We start from the raw sequence: 25,511 nt of genomic DNA, 5'->3' as shown, positions 1-25,511 counted from the left end.
ATAGCCGTAAACGCCAAAAACAAGGCTCACATAGCTTAAGAAACTTGCAAATCGCCTAGAAAACCCACATCGCCGCACTCCAGATATACTCGAATATAGTTAGACAAAAATAAAACTATACGCTAAACAACCTTCACCGCCATCTACATTCAGTCGAAGTACTAAAGCCTATATCCGTATATCCTAGCAACAATAACTGAGCACGAAGTTGATCAATGGCAACTGGAGTGGGCCGATAATGGCCAGAACAGGTGTTAACGAAAACTATCTTTCCACCCTCCGCTACGATCTCACCCGCTGCTGAAACACTATCTCCTGCCAGAAACGTCGAATGAGCAAAGACTGGCTTTGGATAAAAATAACTTGAATATATATTCCCATTCTTATCCATAACATAGATAGCGGCTCTACCATTATAATCTTCTGCCTGTTGTGCGCGCCTAGTATCAAAAAGCTCACCAGTAGAGTCATAAATCTTCCCGTCCATCACCGATAGTTTCGTCCCCTCTCGCTGGGCATCTGTGTAATAAATAACATATGCAGGACACATATATTTAAATTTTTTAAGACACCTTACATCTTCACCCTTGTATTTTGAATGAAGTTCAAAAAGCCTGTAGTTTTTTATTTTTGAATTACCATGTACCGCAACACTAGAGATACTTTCATTAGCCCTATTCGTATCGTTCATAGTAAGAATCCACTGAGAGATTCCTTCTGGTGCACATCTGCCCGCATTAACCCCATGGTAATTACATGTATTTTCACCTGACCACCAGTCAGTTGGTCTAGGCAATACACTATTGGAAAGACCTATTTCCATTAAGTATTCTGGTGTTTCATTTACATTTCTGCTCTCAACTATAAATGCCCTATCACGATAAGCCATACCGCTTGAGGGCTGGCCGCAATAGAGCGCAGTCAAAAGTACGGCAATAACTTTCTTTAGATTCTTAACGACCATTATCGGCAACTCTTTCGCAACTGAAAAGGACGGGAGAATACAGTGGTCTCAAAACGCGCTGTGAATAGGTGTTTATAAGCTTTCAGCCGGCATCTATGCTTATATTGTCCCGCACGCACTGTATTTTCCTTCGCAAATATAGGTTATTCAGTCATCAAAACCCACTCTAAGATGAACACCCAAGACTAACCAGCAGGACCTGATAAAGAAGAGTAAATAGTATGACGAGTCGGGCGACTTCCAAATCAAAATAGAAATGGTCCCCCTAGATGCTCAAGCCGCAGCATTCAACCAACCTAGAGCATCCCTCCACAAACTATCTTCGTAGCGCGCCTTGAAGAAACCAAAATGACCTATTGGCTTTGTATCCACGGTTTTAGCATTCACAATCTGTATTTCGGTATTTGCATTACAATAGAACGCCTTGAGAGCCTCCACAGCCTGCAGTGGAGCAAAATCTATATCATCATCTATGTATAGAAACTTCATATTGCACTCTAGACGGGAAAAGCCATCTCGTACGGGACTTCCTCTCTGGTCGACAATATAGTCTTTATGGCGCCCCCAGTAGGCCCACTGCCGGGCAATACCTGCGGGTAAACTCTCACCTCCGAGGAAAAGGCCTGGAACCTGCCCCAAAATATTTGATAAGAGCGGAATCATAGCGAACCAAGCAAACAATATTTTGGGCCTCTGACGCAATCCCCAATGACCCCAATACCCGCTTTGGGAGGATACACAGTAGACACTAGCAAGTTGGGTATTGTTATCTGCGAAGCCAATAATTTGGCCCCCTACACTATGCCCCACACAATGCCAGGTTAGCGTTTTGTGTTGGCTAGTAGACCAATCGATAACAGCGGCCAAATCGTACTCTCCCCACGCGCTCATAGATAGTCGAGAGTCTCGTTGATTGGCAACCGCAGACTTACCTATACCTCGATAGTCATAGGTCACTACCAAGTAGCCATTCTTAGCCAGGAATTTTGCAAATTCAGCATAATAGCCCTGCTTGACCGCAGTAGCCGAATTTATGATTACCCCCGCTTTAGGCGGACCTTTTGGTGAAAATAGCGTTGCCCCGAGAGATAGGCCATCCTGAGTTACTATTCGACATTCTTTAATCATTACTTGAGACCTCCATGTCTTGGTCTAATACAAAATTTATGAGAGGACCCAGCACCACATCCGGAGCCTCCAGCTCAGGGAAATGTCCAGCTTCTGCTATGCGTAGTAGAGAGGCCTCCGGGATCATATTCAAACTTGAATGCTTACAAGTACATTTATGAGAAAGGTCCCGCTCCCCCCAAAGAAATAAGGCTCTCACTGTTAAGGGTTTGGAGAAAAGAGTACCCTGCAAAGGAGATTCGCCGACTAATAATCGTTGAAAAGCTGACGCCAGATTAAAAGTTGCTCCATGTTGGTAGGCTTGTTGGGCCAATTCATTAAACGGTGTGATCAGCTCACTCCTCCCTAGCGCAGCTTCAAACCAGGCAAGTGTTCGCTTACGTTTCAGAGCTTTTAGCAACAGCTGACTTAAAATTGGCTTGCTCAGCAAACCTCGTGGATCTCTCCCCTCCTTCCATCTCAACATTTCTCCCCAGCTCGGTACTTGAGATAGCACTATGTGGTCAAGCAAATCTGGACGCTTGTACGCAAGTGCAATTGCTCCAAAGCCGAGTACGCATGGAGCAACAAGCGTCACACATCCAAGGGCAAGGTTTTGTAAAAACACCTCGGTAAGACTAACCAAAGATGCAAAGTTATAATCAAGACTCGTTGAAGGAATGGAAAAACCAAAGCCAGGTGGTTCAAATATTACAACGGTGAAATCACTTGGAACTTGGCTTACAAGATAGTCATAATGCTCAATAACAACTGGCGGATCTGCTTCAAAAACAATTACACGGCTGCCTCGCCCTATCTTTCGATAGCGAATCACACAAGAGCCCAAATCCATAAACTGAATACCATCTCTTGAGTGAGCTGCGTACCCTTTAAGGGTTTGACTTTTAAGCAAACTCGGCACAAAGCCATCTATAACTGCCGATATCATACTCTGGCCACCTGATTACTTTAGATACTCAATCAGATAATCCTAGGGAAGTGACAACACTGCGACAAATGGGTTTTTCCTTAGGCTCAGGCAAGAAAGTCTTGTCTGGGAAAATAAAGCTAGGTGATTAACCTTCTAGGGAATGGACAACTTCTATAAACCAGCGAACAAATCCTTCAATAATTTCGTTACCCTCCAATGACTTGCTAAAGGCAAGATACAAAGGAGCCAGCTCACTGAATTTTTCAGGGTAGAGTAGTTCAAGCTCTCCAGATCTGACTTTAGGCGTTAGTGCGGGAAAGTATCCCATTGCGACTCCCAACCCTTGCTCGGCCATCTCGAGTACGGGTTGTAAGCCATCACAAGTCAGCGTCTCATTAAATTCAACTGATAAGCCCCAATCTGCCGACCATCTTTGCCAACCCAGCTTATCTGTAGACAATTGGATCTGATTTGCTCGATCGTTCTTCAAGTAACCCGGCGCGCAAACCGGTGAAATTCGCACTCTTGAGATCTCCCGGTAACACAAATCATCATTCGACTCCTTGTCATAACGTATAGCAACCTGCAGCTCGCCAGGGTCTATGCTGGCGCGGGCGATTTGAGACTCGATACTAATACACACTGTGGGGTATAGCGCTTTAAAGGATTTGATATTTGGGGCGAGTACTGTATTGGTCAGAAATGGAATACTGTGGATGGTAAGTGTTTTATTTTGATCCCGCGCAAGTAAATCCAAAGTTGCCCGTCGAATCACTTCCAGTGCCTTGGCAATTTTCAGATGGTATTCCCTACCAACACCCGTAAGTTCAATAGTTCGATTGAAACGAATAAATAGCTTGGTTTGCAACTCCGCCTCCAGCGTTCGTATCTGGTGCCCAACAGCGGAAGGTGTTACATGAAGCTCTTGTGCAGCGTCCTTGAAGCTTAAGTGCCGAGCAGCCGCATCAAAGGTTACCAGCAAGTTAGTCGAGGGAAGTTTCCGCATGAAGAATACTGTGATGCCATACCATTATTTTGTGAATGGCAGATTATCATGGGTACTACAGGCTCCCTCAACGTGTTAGCTGCCAAAATTGAGGAGAATCTAGCCCAAAACAACCCCTCCCCTTGGAGCGGTTACGCTTGAAAGCAGCTCCAAACTCACCTCCCTCCTGCAAGCCCCTCTATCTGATCTAATGTAAACACATCCCCTCCCCGATCGTGTGAGCTACACCCATGAGAGATGTCGCCGTTGTTGCCTATTGCCGAACTGCCATCGCCAAAGCCAGGCGGGGTGCGCTGAATGAAACTCACGGTATTTCTATGGCTGCCCATGTCCTGAGGGAGGTGGTTTATAAGGCGGGTTTAACGCCACAGGAAGTGGAAGACGTTGTGTTGGGGTGCGGCTTACCCGAGGGGGCTACTGGGCACAATGTCGCGCGCAACGCGGCACTATTTGCCGGCTTTGGGTCTCAAGTGCCGGGTTTTACTATAAATCGCTACTGCGGCTCTGGCCTCAATGCGGCTTCTATTGTGGCCAACCGTATTGCCGCAGGCGAAATGCAAATTGGGGTGGCCGGTGGCGTCGAGAGTATCAGCCTGGTGCAGTTCAACTTGAACCTGAACCATTTTGTCTATGAGCCCTTACAAAAGAAAGTGCCGGCAGTTTGGTGGACCATGATCCAAACGGCCGACTATGTCGCCGATCAATACAACATCAGTCGTGAAGATCAGGATCGCTATGTGGTTGAATCACAAAAGCGTGTTGCCGAAGCTCAAAAGGCCGGAAAGTTTGCCGAGGAAATCACGCCGTTTGATACGGTAATGGCAGTGAAAGATAAGGAGAGTGGCGAAACCAATCGCCTGAAAGTCACCTTGTCAGAAGATGAAGGCCCCCGCCCCGGCACAACCATGGAAGCCCTGTCTGCGCTGGAACCGGTGAACACAGGAGGGACGATAACTCCCGGTAATGCGTCCCAATTATCCGATGGGGCCGCAGCGGTCGTCATGATGGATGCTGAACTGGCAGCGCAGAGAAACCTGCCTATTCTGGGGCTGTTTCGCGGTATGCAGCTGGGAGCGGTAGCGCCAAAAGAGATGAGTATTGCGGTAGCGCCAGCGGTCAGTCGCCTTATGAAGCGCCACCAACTCACCCAGGATATGATTGACCTTTGGGAGCTACATGAGGCTTTTGCCGTAACCACCCTATACAACCAAGCTGAACTCAAAACCCCTTGGGACATTACCAATGTTAATGGCGGTGCTATTGCGCTCGGCCACCCCTACGGTATGTCGGGCATCCGCTACCTGGGTTCAACCCTGTTAGAGCTGGGCCGGCGCGACGCCCATCGGGCAATTATTGGTGTCTGCACTGCCGGCGGCATGGCGACGGCTGCTTACTTAGAGCGATAAGGAGTCGCCCCATGAATACCTGGAAGCCTATAGCTGCCCTAGTATTACTGCTACTGCTCCCCTTGGCGGGTTATCTACAGGAAAATATGCAGGGGGTAAAATTTGACACACTGGTAGAATCGACCAAGGATTGGGTCGGAGATACCCTACCCCAATATCCAAAGGGGCAGCCAGAACTCTCTGTAGTGCGTGTGACAATCGAGCCCGGCGCACGGCTACCAGTGCACAAACACCCCGTACCTAATAGCGTCTATGTTGCCGAAGGTACTTTAAAAGTTACCCTCGTTGACCAAGATAAAAGCCTAACTTTGGATGAGGGGAAAGCCTACGTTGAAGTCACCGATATGTGGCATTTTGGGCGCAATGAAGGCGACAAGCCGGCGACACTTATCATTTTTTACGCTGGTGCTAAGGGAATTCCGACAACGGTCTTTCAAAGAGATAATTAGGAAGCACCCTACTCTAATAACTTGCCGATGAATTGGCAGCTAACTGACGCGCAGCAGGGCGTCTCTAAGATAGCCAGGTAATGGGGTCTTTAGCTTTTCAGGGGATGATAGAGTGACATAGGTAATATTGGCGGTGAACGCTAGTATCCCATTATCCAAAAAGCCTTTCGTTTGAAACGTAAAAGAGTGATTACCAATATCCGCAACAGAAACATGGATACTTAATTCTTGATCCCAGGTTACAGGGGATAGAAATTCCAGGTTAAAAGCTCTTACAGGTGTAAGAAAACCCAGTTGTTTCATTCTGGCGATAGCAGGCCCTTCAAGCAGAACAGCCATTGCATCATGGGTTGCCTCAAGTGCAAACGATGAGAACCTTGGGGTGTATACGATTCCCTCGGGATCACAATCCCCGAACAGTACTTTTCGTTTGACGGTTATCATCGTATCAACCCGTTATTTCTTATCTGGGCTGGAATTATATGTGAAGGTCCCCGCTCCATTCCTGCCAAACCACCTACCCAAATCCATCATTGAGAGATCAAACCTCAAGGACCAAATATGGATAATACAGTTACTTCTGGTGGCACCAGGAAACGTACTGGCAAAATACTGGTCCCTACCCCAGGGCTTACATAGAGGTGTTTATCACCTTCAACAATATGCCCAATAGCAAAACGCTGCCCGTAACTTGAAGGTACTATGGGCCGCCCAATAAACGGCAAGTAAACCTGGCCCCCGTGAGTATGCCCGGCGATAGTTAATGACAGCTCCGCAGGCAGTTCGGGGAAAATATCCGGATTATGAGTGAAGGCCAATATCGTCTCACCTTCATCTATCCCCTGCATTGCTTTTTTAACATCGTGAGGCCCCTCCCAAAAATCACTGATTCCCACTAGTCGTAATTTACATTCGCTACTAACCAGACTTACTGACTTATCCTCTAGCACTGAAATCCCCTGGCTTGCAAGGGACTGCTCAACTCGCGCTGCATCAAGCCACCAATCATGATTTCCCAATACGGCAAACACCCCCATCGGGGCCTTGAGTTCTTTAAGAATTCCCGCTGCATCCTCCGGCGGAACGAATTTACCTCCAACAACCCCCTGAATAACAAAGTCACCGGGTAGGAGAATAAGGTCGGGTTGGCTTTTATTAACAGCCTCAACAAGGTTTTGTAGGCTCTTCCGCCCCTTGTAAGGGGAACCTACATGCAGGTCAGCAAGTATCGCGACCCTTAGCCCGTTACATTCCTTTGGCCAGGTATCTACGACAATATCATCTTCATTAATTCGGAAACTTGCTGGCTCAACGATAAATGCCCATACGGCTAACAACAAACCAATACAAAATAATACGATAAAAGTTATACGCCACTTACTCAAAACAAGGCCCAAAATTTACGACTAACACTCATTATTATTTGCCGGATGGCCATGACAGCTACAATCTGTCAGCTCCCGCATAATGTCACAGGCATTAATTGCCTGGCCACCCTCACATCGATTGCGTAAATCTACCAAGCTTTTTCGCAACTGCTTGAGCGATTCCAGTTGTTTTTCGACTCTTTGAATTTGATCATCAACCACGCTATCAATATCAGTGCAGCTTTGCGATGGAGCCGCTTTTAATCTCAACAGGTTGCGAATATCCTCGAGGGGGATATCCAGAGAACGACAGTGGCGAATAAAACGCAGTTGTTCCAGGTGAGACTCTGAGTAGAGCCGGAAATTACCCTCTGAGCGAGCGGGCTCTGGTAGTAGCCCCGCCTGCTCGTAGTAACGAACCGTTTCCACTTTGCAGCCCACTCTCCTGGCAGTTTCACCAATCTTATAAGCCATGCCACTCCCTCTTGACTCTATAGTTACTAGAGGGATTGTAATACTGGCTCACTGACTGATCTATCCGAGAGTGAATAATGGTCAAGCGCGATTCCAGCTGTGGCTGCAGCGGGGCAACCCAAGCCACAACCATGACGCCAATTCAAAACACCAATAACAACAGCGACAAAGGTGACCTGTCCCTGTTCTCCATCAGCAAGATGGATTGTCCCACTGAAGAAGGGTTGATACGCGCCAAGCTCTCTGGCATGCAGGGAATTTACCAGCTGGACTTTAACCTGGTGCAGCGAATCCTACAGGTGCGCCACGCGCCCGGTATGGAGAGCAAGATCCTCAACACTCTGACCCCTCTTGACCTCGACGCACGCCTGGCCACCGAAGATGACATCGATTCCGCGCCACCTACCACCCATGCAAACTGGTGGTTATTGGGCGCTGCCGGTTTGGCGGCGATTGCCTCCGAGGTCGTATTCTGGTTACAGGGGGGAAACAATTGGCTGGTAATGATACTGGCTCTGGCCGCTATTGCTGGCGGCGGACTCACGACCTACAAAAAGGGCTGGATTGCGCTCAGCAATCGCAACCTGAATATGAACGCGCTGATGTCCATCGCGGTCACCGGCGCCCTGCTTATCGGTCACTGGCCCGAAGCGGCAATGGTGATGGTGTTATTCACCCTGGCAGAATTAATTGAAGCCAAATCCCTGGATCGTGCCCGCAATGCGATTCGGGAGTTAATGGACCTGGCCCCGGAAACCGCCACCGTACAGGGGCCAGATGGCGAGTGGGTTTCCATGTCAGCCAAGACTGTTCCGGTTGGCACAACCATCCGGGTGCGCCCCGGCGAACGTATCGCTCTAGATGGTGAGGTAATACGCGGCAATTCAGCGGTAAACCAGGCCCCAATTACCGGGGAGAGCCTTCCGGTAGACAAAGGCCCTGGAGATGAACTTTTCGCCGGCAGTATCAACGAATCCGGGGCACTCGAATACCAATCTACGGCAGCTGCCAACGATAACCTGCTCGCCCGAATCATTCATGCGGTGGAAGCCGCACAAGGTAGTCGCGCGCCAACCCAGCGCTTTGTCGACCAATTCGCCCGCTGGTATACGCCCCTAGTATTTGCAGTGGCACTGGCTACTGCGGTAATACCGCCGCTACTTTTTGCCGGCAGCTGGATGGAATGGATCTATCGCGCACTCGTGTTGCTGGTAATCGCCTGCCCCTGCGCACTGGTGATCGCAACTCCTGTCACCATCGTAAGCGGCCTGGCATCGGCCACCCGCCACGGAATCCTTATTAAAGGCGGGGCCTACCTTGAGCAAGGGCGCCACCTTCGCTGGTTGGCATTGGACAAGACAGGAACCATCACCCATGGCCTGCCAACCGTCACGGATTTTAAAGTGATAGCGCCAATGCCCGCGGAAGAGGTACAAACCCTGGCGGCGAGCCTAGCCGAACGTTCCGATCATCCGGTATCCAGGGCCGTACTGGAGTTTGCTCAGATTCCCCACGAACGCCTACAAGAAGTGGATACTTTTGAAGCCCTGGCCGGGCGCGGCGTCAGGGGCAGAATTCAGGGGGATCAGTGCTACCTGGGTAACCACCGGCTTATTGAAGAATTGGGCATTTGCTCCGCCGAGCTGGAGCGCCAATTGGGAACCCTTGAGGAAGAAGGGAAAACTGTTGTGATGCTGACCCGGGAGAACTCCGTTCTGGCAATATTTGCTGTCGCCGATACCGTGAAGGAATCGAGCCAACACGCCATTGAGAGCCTTCACAAACTGGGCGTGAAAACACTGATGCTTTCCGGGGACAACCAGCACACTGCAGATGCGATTGCCAAACAAGTCGGCATCGATCGGGCTGAAGGCAACCTACTGCCGGAAGACAAGCTCAGAGAGGTGGAGGCACTATCTGGAAAAGGCCAGGTTGGCATGGTTGGCGATGGCATTAACGATGCCCCCGCCTTGGCCCGTGCTGATATAGGGTTTGCGATGGGAGCAACGGGAACCGACACAGCGATAGAAACCGCTGATGTGGCCCTGATGGACGACAATCTGGGCAAGATCGCCACCTTTATCCAATTATCTCGTTCAACGGCCCACATTCTTTGGCAGAACATTATCTTGGCGCTGGGCATAAAAGCGGTCTTTCTAGTGCTTGCTTTTGCCGGAGAGGCAACCATGTGGATGGCTGTTTTTGCCGATATGGGGACCAGCCTGCTCGTGGTTTTTAATGGGTTGAGAGTGATGAGGAAATGAGCCGGTTTGATATACGGCTTTTCTAGTTAACGGTACTAATTCAGCAACACAGTCTTTCCGTTAACTCCGCTAGATACCGGATAGATTACTTGCTATTTAACAGCTACAGAGAAAATCTATAGGGTGTTACACTTGCCATTTCAAAAAGTGCAAAGAAGATTAAAAGTTTTGAACAAATTAGCCCTGATATCTATTATTTTTCTTCTTTGCAGTTGTACTGACTCTCCAACAAGCAAAAATTGCAGCTCTTACGACGAATGCCCCCAGTACGTTGACTTTTATAAATCCAGCATTGAAGACAGGGAAATGGCAAGAGAGAAAGGCGGGCCTGTTCCTGTTTACAAATCACTGCCAATATACCCGCAAGAAGCGCTGGAAAAGCAGATGGAAGGCTACGTAATTGTTGAGTATGACATTAATAAAAACGGCGATCCGGTAGACCCCCGAGTTATTAAAAGTAAGCCCTCGGGTTTCTTTGAAGAATCTGCTATCCAGACAGCAAAACACTTTAAATATGAAGCAACTCCAGAAGAGTTCAATAACATTAGAACCAAAGTCATTTATAATATTGCCGAAAATCAACCTGATAGCCAAGAAACCTTTTTTGCATATTTATTGTGGCTAGCGATTTAGTTATTTTTATACAAGATCGCAAGTATAAGTATTTACAGCTCTAGCCTTCTATCAAATGCTTGGAGTAATACCACATGCAAATCGTAATACCCCTTATCACTTCCACCAGCGTCTAAAACTTATAAGGCTACGGGCCAGCAAAAAAGAAACCAAAAACTGGCCACTCATCTGCAGCGCAAACTTTGGCCAGAAGTCTATTTCTTCAGAGAAGAATGACAATACAAGATTGCCTGGAAATAAAACTGTACCGAAATATGGCCAACCCCCACCAATTATTTTCCAGTTATACGCAAATGCCAGTAAGCCGATAGTCAGGGAAATTACCCCTACAACCAGTGAAAGCCGTAACCCTTTATCGCTAATCAACATTGCAACTCCTTGCTTCATATAGATTACTTACCTCGAACAACCTCTTTCTTGATGTAAACACCCAACCTTTTAGCGAGACGCACCAAGTTCCCTCGGTCTACGGATAGTAATTTGGCCGCTTTACTCCAGTTCCCATCGGTCTCAGCCAGGGCACGCCCAATGAGTTCGCGCTGATAGTTTTCCGTTTCCCCCCTTAAATCAATAGCCTCAGACAGCGACTCTACCGGTTTCTGCGGAGGCTTCTGAATAACCAGGTCATCGGGAATTTCAATTTGTGCTGCAGTAATGGCAACAATAGCTTCTGGAGAGCTACCTTTGCGGGCCCTAAGGGCTGCGCGGCTGATAATATGTTCCAGCTCGCGAACATTACCCGGCCAAGCGTATCGATGTAGCTTATTGGTGGCCTCTGTACTGAGACGCAACTGACGAAAACCCAGCTTCCTGCGGGAGCGCTCCAAGAAGTAGTCTGCCAACAGCAGGACATCATTACCCCTCCGGCAAAGCGGTGGGACTTCAAGGGGATATACAGAGAGACGGTGGTAGAGATCAGCTCGGAAAGTACCGTTTTCAATCCCCTTGCGTAAATCCCTGTTAGTCGCCGCTACAATACGAACATCTACATGCTGCACCGTGTCCTTACCTACCGGCTGAATCTCACCACTTTGCAATACACGCAACAATTTGCTCTGCACCACAAGCGGTAACTCGCCGACCTCATCCAGGAAAATAGTGCCGCCGTTCGCCAGTAAAAATTTACCGGGCCTCTCGCGATCTGCGCCGGTGAAGGCCCCTTTTGAGTGGCCAAAAAGTTCAGCTTCCGCCAGGGTTTCAGTCAGGGAAGCGCAGTTCAAATAGACTAAGGGCTTCTCCTTGCGAGTCGACAACCTGTGGACGGTACGGGCCACCAGCTCTTTCCCCACCCCTGTTTCACCGAGAATCAGCACGTTGTAATCCGACCCAGCCACGAGCTCTATCTCACTGCGCAGGGACTGCATTTCCGCGCTCTCACCAATTAATTCACCTCCATCCCGCTCCAGTGCCTGCTGGGTTAGGTCTTTCACCAATTGCTCGGCATGCTCGGCGGAGTGTGACAGGGCTTTTAGCTCGAGGGCTGTGCGCAAAGTGGCCGCAGACAGTGCGGCTATCAGCTCCAGGGTTCGATCACTGATTCGGGCATAGGCATCCGCAGACATGCTATCCACTGTTACCAGACCAATCAGATGGTTATCTGAATAGAGAGGCAAGCCCATACAAGAGTGCACGGGAAGATCTCCCTCCCTATCCAACAGCAAACCATCGAAGGGATCTGGTAGCTGACAGTCAGAGGGGAAGCGGACCGGGTGTTCCGAAGCGCAAATTTGCGCTAGCCGTGGATGCTCATCAATCAGGAATCGCCGCCCCAGGGTCCGTCGGGCAAGCCCTTGGACTGCGAGAGGGGTGAGTGTATCGCCGTTGAGCCCAAGCAAGGCAACGGCATCGCATTTGATCGCTTTGCGGATAGTAGACAGCAGGCGCTCAAAGCGATCGCTGTTGTTAAGGCTGTTAGCCAGGTCCAGAGCCACTTCGAGCAGTAAGGTTGCGTTGGTATCTACCATAGCCAAATCAGTCCAAAAGACATTTTAGAGTCATTATGACACAGCAACCATAAAGGTCAATTTGACACATAAATACCAAGAATAAACCATAACCCCTTGTTTTTATTGGTATTTATATTTGGCATAGCAGTTGCTAAAGATAGATTGACGCCGTTTGAACCTGAGGCCGATATGCTGAATACGGAAAACCCCTTACTGCGTGAGCGTTTCAAGCTTCTGCTAAAAGCCGGTAACTTTACGCTGCTTCTGTCAGTTCCCCTGCTGATTCTGACAATTGTTATTTGCTACCCCCTATCACACCTGTTTTCCATTCCCGCGCAAGTCGCAGGACATATCTTTATGGTGATTAGTGCGACGTTTCTAAAACTGGGCTATATAGGTCGTGTGGTTGCTCAATACAACCTGGACCTTGAGGTTCGATAAAGGCTGAACCGCCGCCTCCGAATTCCCCCTTCCTAATAGCAGCGAATAAATCAACCCAGAGCCCCTGCTGGCTCTGGGGTTCAGCATTGCCCGACACCTCAAACCACCGTGGACTATACTGACAGTCTCAGGTGACGCATCTCCTTGTGGCGACACATCAAGTCTGCAAGCACTTAATTGATTGATGAACAAAGGGCCAAAGTCAGGGGGTATCAAAATTGGGCTTAGCCTTAACAAGCAATGAGTTGAGAGCCCTTACCAATGAATGGAATCCAAGCGTAAGACCCACTCCGCACACTCAATCCCCTCCCCTTCTCAAAGAGGTACTGCCAGACACTAGCAGTGAGCCACATACGTTCGCTCCTATATCACAGATAGGTAACAGCAATAGCCGAGGGCCGCATTCGCCTATTGGGGAGCAAACCTAAATGTGGGAAATGATCGATGACGGAATTACTTTCTTTGCCACTCAGAGCTACGCCACTCTCTTTACGATGTTTTGGATTGTCGTGGTGTTGGAGTTTCCCAGATATTTAATGTCGTTTTTTACCTCTGTATTTTTTTTCGCCTCCAAACCTGAATTTGAAGAAGATATAGAGTCTTTAGGCAGACTCACAGCGGTAATCGCCGGTCACAACGAAGAAAACTCTATTGAAAAGTGTGGCGAGCGATTACAGGAACAGAGCTATATCCCCTACGAAGTGATCGCGATTAGCGATGGCTCCACAGATAAAACCCGGGACGATATTCACTACCTGCAAAATAAAGGTCGCTTGGATGGCGCTCATGCAACAGAACTGCGTGGAGGCAAGGCCTCAGCCCTTAATTTAGGACAGAGATTTTCAACCGGCGACTTTATCGCCTCAATTGATTGCGACTGCACCTTCGATCGCCACGCCATGAAATATGTAATGCAAGGCTTTGCCGATCCCAAGGTTGGAGTGGTTTCGGGCAATGTGATCGTCCGAAACTCAACAGCCAATATACTCAGCTCATTTCAAGCTATCGAATATGTAATCAGTATCTGTTTAGGGCGGCACTCCTTAGCGATGCTCGACCAGATGTGTTGCGCCTCCGGAGCCTTCAGTGCTTTTAGGGTATCCGCAATGAATCAAATTGGCGGCTTCGATGCCGGCGGAGGAGAAGACTTAGATATCACCTTTCGCTTGCGAGATTATGGCTGGAGAGTTGAATTTGCCCCTGAAGCGATTTGTTATACCGATGTTCCCACCAGTATTACCGTTCTGATGCGCCAGCGCTTTAGGTGGGAGCGAGATGCTATTCGTCTTCGCTACCGCAAGTACCTGCATTTTATTAATCCGTTCCGCCAAGGAATGCAACTAAAAGAATTCTTCCACCAGTATGAATTCCTGGTTTTCAATGTTATTGCCGCAATAGCTTTACCAGTCTATTTAATCTGGCTATTCGTGCGCTACGGTGATAACTCCTGGTTTATCTTGGCCGGTGCCCAAGTCGTACTGATTGCACTCGATACTATTACCTTTGCTTTAGCCTCTTATGCGACACCAAAAGTTAAATCACTTCCCCTTTGGCCTTATATTCCAGCTTACAGCATATTTTATGTGAATTTTATGCGAGTAGTGCGACTCTACGCTTATGTGCAGGAGTGGGTTTTTAGAACGTCTTACAAGGATTCTTTCGCACCATTAAAAGTCCATCGTGTTCGCGAGTAGCTTGAATGAAGGCTCTGCGAAAACGATTACGCCCCGACAGCTTCGAAAGCGAGCAACGCAAAACACGGGGTTCAGCGAGCCGTAGAATATATCTGGTTATGTTAATTCTTTTTGGTATCGGAGTTATCCGATATATATGGGGCGATTGGTTTCTACTGCGAAGCGATGGACTGGTGTTGCGCGATCAAAGCGTTATTGAAATGGGCTACTTGGTAAAAGTAGTAGAGGTTGCCGTAGATGAAGGACAAGCTGTTAAAGAGGGCGAACTGCTTTTAAGAATCGAATCAATGGAGTTGTTAGAGCGTATCGCTGACCTCTCCACCCGCCAAGCAAACCTGATGCAAATTTCTGCTGAATTCACTTTAGTGGCGGAAACTGCTAAAAAACTACTTGCCCCAGCCAAGGTGCGTAAAGAGCAAATTGGGCGAATCGTAGATAGGATCAATAAACTTGCAAACAAAGGAGTAGTCAGCGAAGTCGGCTATCAAGATGTTTTGAAAGATAGCTTCGAGGCCAGTGAAACCCTGGTAAAGTTACAAGTAGAAAGCGCTACCTTAGAGGGAAAACGCAGATCTGTTGAAGAGGCAATTTATCGCTCCGAACAAGCGCTGAGAAAGCTGGAGGAGCATTACAACAACGGTATTATACAAAGTCCCACCTCCGGTTTAGTTGGGGCTTCAGTCCCCCATGTCGGCAATGTCTATGATGCCGGTGAACCCCTAATGTCTATCTATACTGGGGAAGCCTATGTGCTTGCCTACTTGCCCAATCAATATCAATTTGCCATTAAACCCGGAATGGAGGTTCTAGTGGCCGGCGGGCGCTTTAAGGATAAAGGCGTATTAGTAGAAATGATCCCGCTCTCGGCGGCACTGCCTCAAGAATTTCAGAATACATTTAAGCCGACATCCCGCAATCAGTTAGCCAAAATTGTATTACTTGATCCTTCAAAATTCCCGGTGAATGAGAAAGTCACTATAACTCTAAAAATTGATTGGATTGACGTAATTGTTCAACGCTTTATAAATTAGCAAAAACCGTATTTTCATAATAATATCCCACGCCTACTCTGACGCCACCTCCCCTCGACACCTCTTCCACCAAGCCCAAACTAACTTCTTAGTTGTCAAGGGTTGGACACCATCAGCACTCCTCATCTATCTTTTCTTTGGTATCCAACGGTCTTTCTACTTTAAGGGGCAGACCATACATCCGTGCCATACCAACGGACCTGTATATTCGACTCTTAAATCATTATTAGGGCTCAAAATACCTCTTCACGCCACCAATTGTCGTAAATGACTTACGACTAAGGCGCACCTTGTATCAGGGACAGATAATTTTTTGAAAAGGAATTTGTTAAAGCGCTCAAATGAATCTCTCAAGCACTTTTAATCGTGTGGCATTTTAATGCTTACACTGTGATTTCTATTGGCGTGGAGGATTTAGTATCTCCTTCCTAAGTGATGAATATAGTTTTTTTCGCTGGCCTGGCGATTCAAAAGTCACATCGCATACTGGGGAATCCAAAGATGCGATATTAATAGAAGAACCAGCGACGATAGAAGACCTCACACATATATGGCATATGCGGGGCGGCCTTTACCTTCTTCCAGTCATTGACTTGACTGGTTCTATCGGTGAAAAAGCGGACCTGGATTGCTCATCGCTAAGCGCTCAAGATATGTCCGCTGTGAGCCAGGTCATTGATGATTTCCATTACCGTCGTGCACAAGTGCACCTGGATTTTCATACCACGCAAAAAGATAGCGACAAGATATTGGCACGTATATTTGTATCTGGCGTAAGCCTCTCGCCGCATTACAGCCCCAACTCCAGAGCTACCGTCGACTTCAACATTATCCTCGATAGCCCTACGGTAGTTACGGAAAGTGAAAAATTGATCGAATCGGGTTTTCTTCAAGGCAAGTTCTTTGATCGTCGCCATATATGTAATGGATGCGGCAACTCTCAGTTCAACGTTCGCGAAGAGTGCGCAGTTTGCAGATCCTCCAACCTTACCGAAGACTTCTATCTGCACCATTTCAGCTGCGCCTACCTGGGGCGTGAAGCTGACTTCAGGGAAGGTGAAGACCTGATTTGCCCCAAATGTCGAAAGGAGCTTTTACACTTCGGCAGTGACTACGACAAACCCGGCACACTGCTTATTTGCAATGCTTGCGGCCATGCCAGCTCAGAAGTGGAGATAGGTTTTTTGTGCCTCAACTGCCAGAAAGATACCGACAGCGAGTCAATACGCACAGGGGACATTCACAGCTACGACATTACGGAACGCGCCAGTAGCTACCTAAGAGCCGGATATGCATTTCTCGATTTCACTGATCATAACCCCATGTTCGCTGACCTGCCCTTCACCCTGATCGTAGAACTCAACCAGGCGGCAAGAGCATGGAAAGAGAGCAAAACAAATTTTTGCTTGGTGAATATCAACTACGAACATGCTCATGAACTCGAAGTCGAGCATGGGCCCCGACAAGCAATGCAGAGCCGCCGCCAGTTTATAGAGAATCTTCACGGAGTGTTATGTAGAGCTTACGAGGGTATACGGAAAGAAGATTTTATCACTGGCAAGTATGAAGATTATATGGTTCTACACGGTATCGCCAAGGAGGACATTCTAGAAGACCGAAGAGAAATGATAAAAATTGCAATGTCCTCGATAAGACTTGATATAGGGCCTTACTTTAAGGTTTTAGGCCCCGAGGAGCTTATCTAGTGGAGGAACTAATTAACAATGGCATAACCTTTCTAATCTCTCAAAGCTATACGTCATTATTTTTGATGTTCTGGGTGATTTTAATATTAGAATTGCCCCGCTACTTCATGGCGTTTTTAACCTCGGTATTCTTCTTTTCTACCAAACCGGAATTCGAAGAAGATACAAACTCTCTAGGGAAAATCACTGTAATAATTACTGGACACAATGAAGAGGCAAGTATTGAGAGCTGCGCCATATCTTTAATGGAGCAAAGCCTTCCACCAGATGAAATTGTAATTGTCAGTGATGGGTCCACCGACACCACACGCGCTAAAGTACAGAAACTCCAAAGGTACAATTCAAAAATCAAGGTCCACGCCACAGATTTACGCGGTGGTAGAGCATCAGCTCTTAATCTAAGCGAACGATTCTCTACCGGGGATTTTATTATTGAAGTTGACTGTGACAGCTCCCTTGATCGACATGCAATTAAGCATGTAATGCAAGAATTTACAGATCCCAAGGTTGGCGCAACGGCTGGAAATGTATTAATTCGAAACGCATATACAAATATTCTAACAACCTTCCAGGCTATTGAGTACCTGATCAGTATATCTCTAGGACGACATGCCTTGTCTATGCTCGATCAAGTAAACTGCTCCTCTGGAGCCTTTAGTGCCTTCAGAAGAACAGCACTAATGGAAGTTGGTGGATTTGATGCGGGTGGAGGCGAGGATCTTGACGTTACCTTTCGCTTGCGCAGTTATGGATGGAGGATTGGCTTCGCCCCAGAAGCTATTTGCTATTCCGATGGCCCCACCGATATAAATTCTCTCTCTCGCCAGAGATTCCGCTGGGAGAGAGATGCCATCCGTCTACGATATAGAAAATATTTGCACTTTATTAACCCATTCCAGGACAGAATCAAGCTAAAAGAATTCTACCATCAATTCGAATTCCTATTGTTTAATGTGATTGCAGCTATTGCCTTTCCCGTATATTTAGTCTGGCTTTTTGTGCATTATGGCACCAATGGGTGGTTCATTCTGGTAGGGGCTCAAATTGTTCTTATCGCGCTGGATATTATCACCTTTACATTAGTTTCAATTCTCACAATAAGGGAAAATACACTTAAATTGTGGCCATTTATCCCCGCCTATAGTGTTTTCTACGTAAATTATATGCGAACCATTCGTCTATCTGCTTACATTCAAGAGTGGATATTTCGGACTTCTTACTCCGACTCTTTTTCGCCAACCAAAGTTCACCGCGTTAGGGAATAACTTTCATGCAGCCCCTACGCAAGCGACTTAGGCCAGATAGCCTTGTAAGTGAACAGCGCAAAGAGCGCGGGTCGGTTAGCCGAAGAGTCTACCTTATACTACTTGCAGTGTTCTTCATTGCAATAATTCGCTACGTCTGGGGGGACTGGTTTCTTCTCCGAAGTGACGGTCTTGTAATGCGCGACCAAAGTGTTATCGCCATGGGGTATTTGGTAAAAGTAACTGATGTCGCTATTGATGAAGGGCAAGCTGTAAGCAAAGGTGAGCTGCTATTGAAAGTTGAGTCTGTAGAACTTCTTGAACGGATTGCAGATTTATCCTACCGCCATGCAAATCTCATCAGAATATCCACAGAGTTCACCTTACTTTCTGAGACTGCAAAGCAATTAGTGGCTCCCGCTTTGGAAAGAAAAGTACAAGTGGAGGATATCGTAAATCGGATTAACAATCTGGCAGACCGCGGAGCAGTAAGTGAAGTGACGTTTCAGGGAGTGCTTCGTGACAACTACGAAGCGCAGGAAAATCTGGTGCGCTTACAGCTTGAGAGTACAATACTGGATGAAAAACGTAAGTCTGTTGAGCATGCTTCAGCCGTTGCGACCAAAGCTTTAAAGCAACTTAAACAGCACTACAATAACGGTATTGTGCAAAGCCCAACAGCTGGGCTGGTAGGCGCCAAAATTCCCTATGTGGGTAATGTCTACTCTGCTGGTGAACCATTACTATCTATCTATACGGGCGAAGCCTATGTCCTGGCCTACTTACCCAATAGATACCAGTTCGCCATAAAGCCCGGCTTGGAAGTTTTGGTCTCCAGTGGGCGCTTTCAGGACAGAGGTGTTTTGATGGAAACTATTCCTCTTTCCGCGGCGTTACCCCAGGAATTTCAAAACACCTTCAAACCCACTGAACGTAACCAATTAGCAAAAATTGCACTGGCAAACCCGTCAAAATTTCCGGTAAACGATAAAGTTACCATCACTCTCCAATTGGACTGGGTCGATGTAGTTGTCACTGCCTTTCTGAACTAGCCCAGCTCAAAAACTCTAGCGAGTGAAAGTTCATAACTTGCTTGAAAGCTCCCTAATTTCATGATTCAGGATACGGTCGTTGTGGCTGTAATCCACGGGCACATCCACGAGATGGACCCCACCCGCCCTGCAACATTTTTCTATCATCGGCTTAAACTCATCCGTGGCCGTTATTCTGTGGCCATGAGCACCATAGGATTTTGCATAGTCGACAAAATCAGGATTACCAAAATCCAGACCAAAGTTGTCAAACTCCATCATGGCCTGCTTCCACTTGATCATTCCGTAGGCATCATCGCGCAAAATAAGTACGATAAGGTCAAGCTTTAATCGAACTGCCGTTTCAATCTCCTGGGAGTTCATCATAAAGCCCCCATCTCCACAAATTGCGACCACACGGCGGTCTGGACACACCAACTTGGCAGCCATTGCCGAAGGCAAGCCCGCCCCCATCGTTGCCAGTGCATTGTCGAGCAGCACGGTATTCGGGGCTAAAGCAGGATAATTCCGCGCGAACCAGATTTTGAACATGCCATTATCAAGCGCAATAATGCCCTTCTCCGGCATCACTTCGCGGAGATCCTTTACCAGTCGTTGCGGACGAATTGGGAAAGTGGTGGTATTTGAGCCCTCCTGGATATGCTTTTGAAGCGCGGCACGGATACGGTGCGCATCGGTAAAGCTCCAGTGATCCTGGGGTTCCAAGTGCTGGTCCAGCTGCCACAAGCTGTTGGCAATATCGCCAACCACCTCTATCTGCGGGAAGTAGACCGGATCCACCTGCGCTGAATTGAAGTTGATATGTACAACTTCCGGGCCACCGGGACGCATAAAGAAAGGGGGTTTTTCTACAACATCATGACCCACATTGATAATCAGGTCGGCCTGCTCAATGGCCCGGTGAACAAAATCCCCATCCGATAGCGCGGTATTGCCAATAAAGTGTGGGCCCGATTCATCAATTACTCCCTTTCCCATCTGAGTTGTGACCACCGGAATACCCAATTTGTCGACAAACTTGCGCAACATTTTGGCGGTTAATTTACGGTTTGCGCCTGCTCCCACCAACAGCAGAGGTTTACGGGATGCCTCAATCGCTTCTGCGGCTTTGCGCACCGCCTTCTCTTCGGCAATTGGCCTGCGGTTATAGCTGGGTTCCAAAACCGGCATGGTGGAGTGTTCACGGGCAATATCTTCAGGAAATTCCAAGTGGGTTGCCCCCGGCCGCTCCTCTTCCGATTGCCGGAAGGCTTCACGGACATGAGCAGGCACATAGTCGCCCCCCACAATGGTCTTGGTGAACTTGGTCAGCGGACGCATCATGTCAACAATATCAATAATCTGAAACTGGCCTTGCTTGGAACTTTTGATAGGTTTTTGACCAGTGACCATCACCATCGGCATTCCACCGAGCTGGGCATAAGCTGCGGCAGTCACCAGATTCGTGGCCCCCGGACCTAAAGTAGACATGCAGACACCTGGCTTGCCCGTAAGCCGACCATAGGTAGCAGCCATAAAACCGGCACCCTGCTCATGGCGCGTGACAATTAGTTTTATCTTTGAGCCCCGCAAAGACTCCAACATATCCAGGTTTTCCTCACCAGGAATCGCGAAGATATACTCAACGCCCTCTTTCTCTAGGGCACGAATAAAAAGGTCCGATGCTTTCATTGGGGAGGCTCCTGTAGTCCCGCCTTACTAACAATAAGATCTCCGCCAAAAGAGCTGTTTTTATAACTGCCTGACACGATTGCTCAATTACACGGATACCTCTCTTACATCTCACTTTATCGGCTCGTAAGTTTGCACCCTGCACAGTAGCTCACATGGTGCCTTAGCAATGTATTGCTAAGATCAGTCTCAGGGAAAATTAATTTCTTGCGCGCTGATACCCACCATCCAATTGATGACAGCAAACTCCCTGATAAGTATTAAATCACTGCCTTTGTATGACACCGGATGATAAGAGTTGCAAATGGAATCTCGCTCAGAAGGCGCAAGAAAACACTGGGTTCTATCACTTGCCGCTCTCGGGGTTGTATTTGGTGATATCGGTACCAGCCCACTCTACGCCTTTAAACTAATTTTCCACCCCCGGTTTGGAATTCCCCATAACACCGAGACCATTATTGGTGGGGTCTCTGCTGTCTTCTGGGCACTTACCCTCATTGTCACTATTAAGTACGTCTTATTGGTAATGCGCCTGGACAACCGAGGGGAAGGTGGGATCATGGCGCTGATGACACTGGCCCTGGAAGCGACAAAAGGGCGAGAATTATTAAGAAAGCTCATTATCGGCGGCGGAATCTGTGGGGCGGCACTATTTTTTGGTGATGCCGTTATCACACCAGCCATCTCCGTACTCTCCGCAGTCGAGGGACTGGAGATAGTCAATAAGACTCTAAAACCGTTTATCCTGCCAATTTCTATCGGCATACTCTTTGGATTGTTTTTTGTACAGCGCTTCGGCACCGAAACCGTAGGGAAACTGTTCGGCCCGATTACCGCCATCTGGTTCTTAATTTTGCTGCTTGCGGGCCTTTACTGGGTGCTCCAGAACCCTGTTATCCTCCACTCCATTAATCCCCTGCATGCTGTGAGTTTCCTCACTAACCATGGCATGGCTTCATTCTGGATATTAGGTGCAGTGTTACTGGTGTTTACCGGAGGAGAGGCTCTATATACCGACATGGGGCATTTTGGACGCATGCCTATAAGAATTGCCTGGATAGGTTTAGTGTTCCCCGCCCTCGTGTTGAACTATATGGGACAGGGCGCTCTACTTATTAGTGACACCTCTGCGGTAGACAACCCCTTTTACCGGATGTACCCGGACTGGTCGCTCTACCCAATGATTATTCTTGCAACTGTAGCAACCTGCATTGCTTCACAGGCCTGTATCTCGGGGACCTTCTCCCTGACAAAACAGGGGATCCAACTTGGCCTGATGCCCCGTTTCGCCATCCGCCACACGTCATCAGCACTCGCGGGGCAAGTGTATATGCCCGGTGTCAATTACCTATTAATGACAGCGGTAATACTGGTGGCAATTCTATTTGGAAGCTCAGTCCACCTGGCTAGTGCTTATGGTGTGTCAGTAAGTGGCGCAATGTTGATTACCTCCTGTATTGCAGCAATCGTGTATCGCCACTACCTCAAATACAATCTGATAATTTGCCTGGCTGTCGGCTCATTCTTTGCTTTTATTGATTTTGCCTTTGTTACTTCAAACCTGGCAAAGATAGGCCACGGGGGGTGGTTCTCAATAAGTTTAGCCGCCTTTATTGCGATGCTGATGATTACTTGGAGAGATGGAAAAAAAGCCATAAATTGTTACTTGCAGGGCAAGAATTATAAATTGGAACCCTATTTAAACTCACTTTTTGATAATCCCCCATTACGAGTACCTGGAACTGCAATATTTGTGGGAACCAATCAACTCTTTGTACCTCATGCCCTGATATACAATTTGAAACATAACAGTGTCCTTCACGAAAAGAACCTTTTCCTAACCGTTACGTCGGCCAACACACCAAAAGTACTCCCAAAGAACCGAGCAATCATTAGCAAGATTAGAGAGGGATGTTTCAGGCTAATCTTACGTTATGGATATATGGAACGCCCAGATGTCGAAGGAGCCATAAATAAACTTAACAAAATGCACCTTTTGGATATAGATCCAAGTAAGTCTTCTTTCTTTACCTGCCGATATAACATATTTCCTGTTAAAGGCGGTTATAGCAAAATGGCAAATTGGCGAGAGCGGATCTTTGCCGCCATGGTAAGGAATTCAAGTAGTACTATAGACTATTATCGTATTCCAGCTAATCGGACTGTAGAAGTGCAAGAGAATATAATGATTTGAATTGACAAGTTAATTTATCAATAATTGACGAGGCTGTGAGACTCACTTTAGGGGATAGAGTGGAGGGGTTAAAGCGTGATGGTCATACCGCCTGCTTCCTTTACAGATAATATGGAAACAGGCGACAGGTCAAGAAACCCCTAAATATCAAATTAAGAAGCACAAAGATATTCAGGAGCTCTCTATCCCATAATCAGTTCGCTTCGTTTTTAAGTATAGAAGCCATATCACCGGACCAACGGCCGATTACTTGTGTTAAAGCTTTATTAAGCCCTGCCATTGAAGAGGAATTGAATTTTTTAGCTTCTGGCTGGCTCAAGAACTCCTCATATTTCGCTAAGCTTGCATCGTCAAAGCCTTGATAAGTTTGCACGAAAGAGAGAGTTACAAATTGCTCAACATTTTGACGCATCTGGGGCTTCATTGCTTCCATTTGTGCCTTATAAGCATCTAAATTGATCTCTTGGCCGGGAGCCATCACTGCCATCACTGCGGAATAGACAGCTATACCCGTAGAGGCCTGCATCTCCATCGCCATATCGGTAGCACCAACAAGCTGATCAATACGAGTTGCCATTTCAACGCGCTTTGTGTCAGCCATCAACTGCTGTGCATTAGCCATCAAATTCTGGAATGCCTCTTCAGAGCTTCCTTCCTCTTCAGCCTTAGTAATTTTCTTACCGATATCTGACTCATACCAAGCCAATAAGACCTCAACATCTTTATCGGTCAAAGAAGTACTCAGTGACGAGCGCACTTCATCCATAATGATGGACGGCAAAATTGTATTATCTGCACTTTCAAGAATCTTTTGCAGTTTATCCTGAGGAATTGGTGCACCCTGCTGTACGCCTTCCGCAAATCCAGATTTTACTAGCTCAGGAAACCCCTCAACCTGCTTGGTGAAACCCGATACAAGCAGAAGCTTATCCAAATTGGCTACTTTATCGGCAGCCAGGCATAATGAGCAAAAGGTGCTGATGAATAAAGCAAATATAACTTTTACAGCTTGAGTTCCCATAGGAAGCCCCATATGAAAGTGAATTTGTTCGCCATTATGCCGATTGACTCACAACAATCAATCAAAAAGCCATAACCATTTGCAAAACAGACGTACTACAGCTTTGCTATAAAGAGCCTAAATAACCCCCACCTCAGATAGTTTCTTTCTGGCAATTTCAATTCTTTTCTTTTGTACTTCCCGAAAACTGCTGCCATCTATGTTAATCGCAAAATAATGAATATTGTTATTGGACTCTACAATTCCAATATACCAGCCTAAAGCCTTATTTTTGGCTATTGGCCCTCCTCCTGTTTTTGCATATAACTTATAGGTATCAGTCTCCTCTACCAGCATCACTTCTTTAAATTTATCTATAGCTGACTGCGATACAGGTAGTTGACCAGTAAATAAACGCTCCAGGAAGTCTACCTGCTCCAACGCGGATATTTTGATACTCTCATTGAGCCAGAAGGTATCAATACCAGACGAAGCATCCCGATTACCATAATTAAAACCTGCCAAATACTGATTCATTCTCTTAGCGCCAATCTCCGTTGCTAATTGCTGATAGATCGGAACCGCTGAATTTTGAAATGCTTCGCGAATTGTCAAAGGTCTTTCTGACCAGATTGTAGGCCACCACGCTTTAGCCGGGTATTTGTCATGATTATAGGTTAGCTCTTGTAACAGGTTCTCAACTAAACCCAAGTCAAGTGCAATAAGGGTATTGGGGACCTTAAAAGTAGAGAATGGTGTGAACTGCCTGGCTGCCCTCTCCCTATTAATTACCGTATATTCTGAGGTCCGACTATTCTTGAGCACAAAAGTACATAACTTGCTACATGAGCCCCCATCTTCTGCAATCACCGAGTTGCTGACACCAAAAACCAATATTGCAGCAGTGATAAACCATATAAAGTGTTTCAAC

General features: G+C 47.2%; 23 protein-coding genes. 11 read left to right on the top strand and 12 right to left on the bottom strand.

What is annotated here, in order from left to right:
• Nucleotides 1–133: 133 nt before the first annotated feature.
• From ACJJIY_RS15565 to ACJJIY_RS15550, 4 genes are all read right to left on the bottom strand, one after another.
• Entirely contained in the window at nucleotides 134–964 is an 831-nt protein-coding gene (locus ACJJIY_RS15565; RefSeq protein WP_445358268.1) for an IQM protein middle domain-containing protein, read from the bottom strand.
• 273 nt (nucleotides 965–1,237) lie between these two features.
• Nucleotides 1,238–2,092 (bottom strand): alpha/beta hydrolase family protein, encoded by an 855-nt coding sequence (locus ACJJIY_RS15560; RefSeq protein ID WP_445358267.1) that lies wholly within the window; start codon nucleotides 2,090–2,092, stop codon nucleotides 1,238–1,240.
• Nucleotides 2,085–3,020 (bottom strand): alpha/beta fold hydrolase, encoded by a 936-nt coding sequence (locus ACJJIY_RS15555; protein ID WP_413662130.1) that lies wholly within the window; start codon nucleotides 3,018–3,020, stop codon nucleotides 2,085–2,087. The genes ACJJIY_RS15560 and ACJJIY_RS15555 overlap by 8 nt, the downstream gene beginning before the upstream one ends.
• A gap of 127 nt (nucleotides 3,021–3,147) precedes the next feature.
• Entirely contained in the window at nucleotides 3,148–4,008 is an 861-nt protein-coding gene (locus tag ACJJIY_RS15550) for a LysR substrate-binding domain-containing protein (protein WP_444913151.1), read from the bottom strand.
• A 230-nt stretch (nucleotides 4,009–4,238) separates the two neighbouring features.
• Between ACJJIY_RS15550 and ACJJIY_RS15545 the strand changes: the two genes are divergently transcribed.
• A complete protein-coding gene (locus tag ACJJIY_RS15545; RefSeq protein ID WP_444908172.1) occupies nucleotides 4,239–5,414 on the top strand; it encodes a thiolase family protein in 1,176 nt (391 codons plus the stop codon).
• An 11-nt stretch (nucleotides 5,415–5,425) separates the two neighbouring features.
• Nucleotides 5,426–5,863, top strand: coding sequence for a cupin domain-containing protein (locus tag ACJJIY_RS15540; RefSeq protein WP_445358266.1), 438 nt, complete (start codon nucleotides 5,426–5,428; stop codon nucleotides 5,861–5,863).
• Between the two features lie 39 nt (nucleotides 5,864–5,902).
• Here the strand turns inward: ACJJIY_RS15540 and ACJJIY_RS15535 are convergent, their stop codons facing one another.
• The 3 genes from ACJJIY_RS15535 to cadR all read right to left on the bottom strand — a co-directional run bounded on the left by ACJJIY_RS15535 (nucleotide 5,903) and on the right by cadR (nucleotide 7,704).
• The gene (locus ACJJIY_RS15535; protein WP_445358265.1) at nucleotides 5,903–6,307 is read right to left on the bottom strand and encodes an acyl-CoA thioesterase; all 405 of its coding nucleotides are present in this window, start codon (nucleotides 6,305–6,307) and stop codon (nucleotides 5,903–5,905) included.
• A gap of 104 nt (nucleotides 6,308–6,411) precedes the next feature.
• Nucleotides 6,412–7,248: a metallophosphoesterase gene (locus tag ACJJIY_RS15530; protein WP_445358264.1), complete on the bottom strand. Its 837-nt coding sequence runs from the start codon at nucleotides 7,246–7,248 to the stop codon at nucleotides 6,412–6,414.
• Nucleotides 7,249–7,269: 21 nt separating this feature from the next.
• Nucleotides 7,270–7,704, bottom strand: a complete 435-nt coding sequence (cadR, locus tag ACJJIY_RS15525; protein ID WP_444933339.1) for a Cd(II)/Pb(II)-responsive transcriptional regulator — start codon at nucleotides 7,702–7,704, stop codon at nucleotides 7,270–7,272.
• Between the two features lie 77 nt (nucleotides 7,705–7,781).
• Between cadR and ACJJIY_RS15520 the strand changes: the two genes are divergently transcribed.
• The gene (locus tag ACJJIY_RS15520; RefSeq protein WP_445358263.1) at nucleotides 7,782–9,968 is read left to right on the top strand and encodes a heavy metal translocating P-type ATPase; all 2,187 of its coding nucleotides are present in this window, start codon (nucleotides 7,782–7,784) and stop codon (nucleotides 9,966–9,968) included.
• A 132-nt stretch (nucleotides 9,969–10,100) separates the two neighbouring features.
• Nucleotides 10,101–10,601, top strand: a complete 501-nt coding sequence (locus ACJJIY_RS15515; protein ID WP_445358262.1) for an energy transducer TonB — start codon at nucleotides 10,101–10,103, stop codon at nucleotides 10,599–10,601.
• Nucleotides 10,602–10,697: 96 nt separating this feature from the next.
• Here the strand turns inward: ACJJIY_RS15515 and ACJJIY_RS15510 are convergent, their stop codons facing one another.
• Together ACJJIY_RS15510 and norR are read right to left on the bottom strand one after the other, a co-directional pair.
• A complete protein-coding gene (locus ACJJIY_RS15510) occupies nucleotides 10,698–10,970 on the bottom strand; it encodes a hypothetical protein (protein WP_445358261.1) in 273 nt (90 codons plus the stop codon).
• Nucleotides 10,971–10,993: 23 nt separating this feature from the next.
• A complete protein-coding gene (gene norR, locus ACJJIY_RS15505; protein ID WP_445358260.1) occupies nucleotides 10,994–12,565 on the bottom strand; it encodes a nitric oxide reductase transcriptional regulator NorR in 1,572 nt (523 codons plus the stop codon).
• A 171-nt stretch (nucleotides 12,566–12,736) separates the two neighbouring features.
• Here norR and ACJJIY_RS15500 point away from each other — a divergent pair, with 171 nt between their 5' ends.
• From ACJJIY_RS15500 to ACJJIY_RS15475, 6 genes are all read left to right on the top strand, one after another.
• Entirely contained in the window at nucleotides 12,737–12,988 is a 252-nt protein-coding gene (locus ACJJIY_RS15500) for a hypothetical protein (RefSeq protein ID WP_444894013.1), read from the top strand.
• Between the two features lie 428 nt (nucleotides 12,989–13,416).
• Nucleotides 13,417–14,682, top strand: coding sequence for a glycosyltransferase family 2 protein (locus ACJJIY_RS15495; RefSeq protein WP_445358259.1), 1,266 nt, complete (start codon nucleotides 13,417–13,419; stop codon nucleotides 14,680–14,682).
• Nucleotides 14,683–14,687: 5 nt separating this feature from the next.
• Nucleotides 14,688–15,713: an HlyD family secretion protein gene (locus tag ACJJIY_RS15490; RefSeq protein ID WP_445358258.1), complete on the top strand. Its 1,026-nt coding sequence runs from the start codon at nucleotides 14,688–14,690 to the stop codon at nucleotides 15,711–15,713.
• Between the two features lie 662 nt (nucleotides 15,714–16,375).
• A complete protein-coding gene (locus tag ACJJIY_RS15485; RefSeq protein ID WP_445358257.1) occupies nucleotides 16,376–17,419 on the top strand; it encodes a TackOD1 domain-containing metal-binding protein in 1,044 nt (347 codons plus the stop codon).
• The gene (locus ACJJIY_RS15480) at nucleotides 17,419–18,684 is read left to right on the top strand and encodes a glycosyltransferase family 2 protein (protein WP_445358256.1); all 1,266 of its coding nucleotides are present in this window, start codon (nucleotides 17,419–17,421) and stop codon (nucleotides 18,682–18,684) included. The genes ACJJIY_RS15485 and ACJJIY_RS15480 overlap by 1 nt, the downstream gene beginning before the upstream one ends.
• Nucleotides 18,685–18,689: 5 nt before the next feature.
• The gene (locus ACJJIY_RS15475) at nucleotides 18,690–19,715 is read left to right on the top strand and encodes an HlyD family secretion protein (protein ID WP_445358255.1); all 1,026 of its coding nucleotides are present in this window, start codon (nucleotides 18,690–18,692) and stop codon (nucleotides 19,713–19,715) included.
• 30 nt (nucleotides 19,716–19,745) lie between these two features.
• On the opposite strand, the gene ACJJIY_RS15470 is transcribed toward ACJJIY_RS15475, so the two are convergent.
• On the bottom strand, nucleotides 19,746–21,386 hold the full coding sequence (locus ACJJIY_RS15470; RefSeq protein ID WP_413662143.1) for an acetolactate synthase large subunit: 1,641 nt from the start codon (nucleotides 21,384–21,386) through the stop codon (nucleotides 19,746–19,748).
• A 304-nt stretch (nucleotides 21,387–21,690) separates the two neighbouring features.
• Here ACJJIY_RS15470 and ACJJIY_RS15465 point away from each other — a divergent pair, with 304 nt between their 5' ends.
• The gene (locus ACJJIY_RS15465) at nucleotides 21,691–23,580 is read left to right on the top strand and encodes a potassium transporter Kup (protein WP_445358254.1); all 1,890 of its coding nucleotides are present in this window, start codon (nucleotides 21,691–21,693) and stop codon (nucleotides 23,578–23,580) included.
• A 193-nt stretch (nucleotides 23,581–23,773) separates the two neighbouring features.
• Here the strand turns inward: ACJJIY_RS15465 and ACJJIY_RS15460 are convergent, their stop codons facing one another.
• Together ACJJIY_RS15460 and ACJJIY_RS15455 are read right to left on the bottom strand one after the other, a co-directional pair.
• Nucleotides 23,774–24,601, bottom strand: a complete 828-nt coding sequence (locus tag ACJJIY_RS15460; protein WP_445358253.1) for a DUF2059 domain-containing protein — start codon at nucleotides 24,599–24,601, stop codon at nucleotides 23,774–23,776.
• Nucleotides 24,602–24,718: 117 nt separating this feature from the next.
• The gene (locus ACJJIY_RS15455) at nucleotides 24,719–25,510 is read right to left on the bottom strand and encodes a penicillin-binding transpeptidase domain-containing protein (RefSeq protein WP_445358252.1); all 792 of its coding nucleotides are present in this window, start codon (nucleotides 25,508–25,510) and stop codon (nucleotides 24,719–24,721) included.
• Nucleotide 25,511: the final 1 nt, after the last annotated feature.

It is taken from the genome of Microbulbifer maximicatervae (SeqCode) (assembly GCF_052468155.1).
This window is presented reverse-complemented; position numbering and strand designations above follow the sequence as displayed.